Origin of the sequence: Collinsella sp. AF05-9 (genome assembly GCF_003465595.1) — a bacterium.
Taxonomy (GTDB): Bacteria; Actinomycetota; Coriobacteriia; order Coriobacteriales; family Coriobacteriaceae; genus Collinsella.
Genome location: NZ_QSBB01000066.1, coordinates 1 through 1,963, shown reverse-complemented (window position 1 = coordinate 1,963; position 1,963 = coordinate 1). Strand labels below are relative to the sequence as shown.

At 55.0% G+C, this 1,963-nt stretch carries 2 protein-coding genes; both read right to left on the bottom strand.

From position 1 onward, the window contains the following. Positions 1–601 precede the first annotated feature (601 nt). Positions 602–1,726, bottom strand: coding sequence for an aminotransferase (locus tag DWV43_RS09905; RefSeq protein WP_117818435.1), 1,125 nt, complete (start codon positions 1,724–1,726; stop codon positions 602–604). A gap of 135 nt (positions 1,727–1,861) precedes the next feature. Beyond that, on the bottom strand, positions 1,862–1,963 hold a 102-nt coding region (locus DWV43_RS09900), incomplete at its 5' end, for an arginine deiminase family protein (protein WP_147343553.1).

The window sequence follows — 1,963 nt, the reverse complement described above, 5'->3', positions numbered from 1 at the left end:
TCGGAAGGCACGTGCAGACCTTTCGTCATGGCCTCCTACCTTTCTTTCGGGCCCTTGTCAGGGCCGATTCGTTAGCGCCCCTCCGTGTGAGGCGTTATTGCTGACGACATATTTATATCCAAAATCAGCCCATACTTCCACCTTGCCCCCGAACGGTTTTTTATGAGGGGTGAACGGCATACACATATACTTCACGCATGGCACACTTTGATTTAATAAAGTTTATTTACGTGCTTAAATGCTTTTTCAAACCAAATAGCAAATGGAACTTAACTTTATTGAACCACCCTCAAATTGCATATTTCTAATAAAGCTATGAATAGAACTAACGATTCATACCGCGTCTCAACCATTTTCATTTTTATTCAGAAAAAAGTTTGTCCTATTCATTTCTGGTATGCATATTACCGTTTACCAGACGCTTGGTACCGTTCACCGGAAGTTCAGTATAAGGCCCAACGAACACCGGCTCGCCTTACGGCCTCATTTGTAACAACTTGACTTCTCGGTATAGAAAAACAGACCCGCTCCCCTCATGGGAAACGGGTCTGTTATCGATAATCGTAGACAGATTTGAGTGGCTTTGAGAGCCGTCGGAATCCTAGCGATCGAACTCCGCCAGCGCCTCGCCCAGAAGCCTCAGGCCCTCGCGAAGAACGTATTCGCTCGCGCAGTAGCCCAGACGCGCGCCGCAGGGAAGCTCAAAGCGGCTGCCGGGAACCAGCAGCACTCCCCTCTCGGCCAACAGGCGCTTGCAGAACTCCTCATCGTTCTCGGGAATATCCAGCTGGATAAACGAGGTGGATACGCCCTGCGGCGCCGTCCAAGAGACGCGGCTTTGCGTATCGATCCATGCCTGAGCGATATCACGGTTGCCAAACACGATCTTACGGTTGCGCTCAAGGATCTTATCCTTGTGCTCGAGCACGTAGGTCGCCAGGGCGTCGTTGAACACGCCGCCGCAGATCATGGTGTAGTCACGATAGGTGCGGATGCGGTTGGAGACCTCTCCGTCGGCCACGACCCAGCCCACGCGGGCCGCAGGCGTTGAATAGGTCTTGGACACCGAGTTGGTGACGATGGCCTTCTCGTACACGTCGGCCATCGACATAAAGGCCTCGGTGTTCTCGAGCGGCAGGTACACCTCGTCGCACAGCACATAGGCGCCCACCGAGCGGGCGATCTCGGCAATCTGGCCGAGCGTATCGGCATCGAGCACCGTACCGATGGGGTTCGATGCGTTATTGATGCAGATGAGCTTGGTGTTGGGGTGAACGAGGTGCTTGAGCTGTTCGATATCGGGCTTCCAGCCGAGCTCCTCGCGAAGCTCCCAATACTCGACCTCGGCACCGAGCGTACGCGGAATCTCATAGAGCGGCGCATAGGTGGGCCACTCGGCAATCACATGGTCGCCGGGCTCGACCACGGCCATGATGGCGTTGAGGTTAGCACCCGTACAGCCATTGGTCTGCAAAATGTGATCGGGATTGACCTCGCGACGATACAGCTTGGCGACTTCGGCCTTAAACTCCGGCGATCCCTCGATCCAGCCGTAGCTCATCTTCTCGCGATCCAGGCGCTCGTAGAACGTGGCGCCGTCCTGCTCGTCCAGTGCGCGAAGCTCGCCCATGGTCAGCGACGAGATCGTCGACTGAGCGATATCCCAGGTAGCACTCTTCTCCCAAACGTTGAGCCATTCCTCAACACCGATTGTCTTGATATCCATGGCCACCTTATCTGATCTTCATTTAGCGTCATTAAACATGAATGGGGCGGTGCGAAAGATCCGCACCGCCCCAATGGGAGACATCTAATGGCAGCTAGATGTTTGTAGTAAGACCTGTACGGGTCTTTGAAAACCTTAGAGGTCCTCGCGCCAGAAGGGCATGCTCATGCAGCGCGGGCCGCCGCGGCCGCGGGAGAGCTCGGCGGAGGGCACGACGAGAAGGTCCAGGCCCTCCTT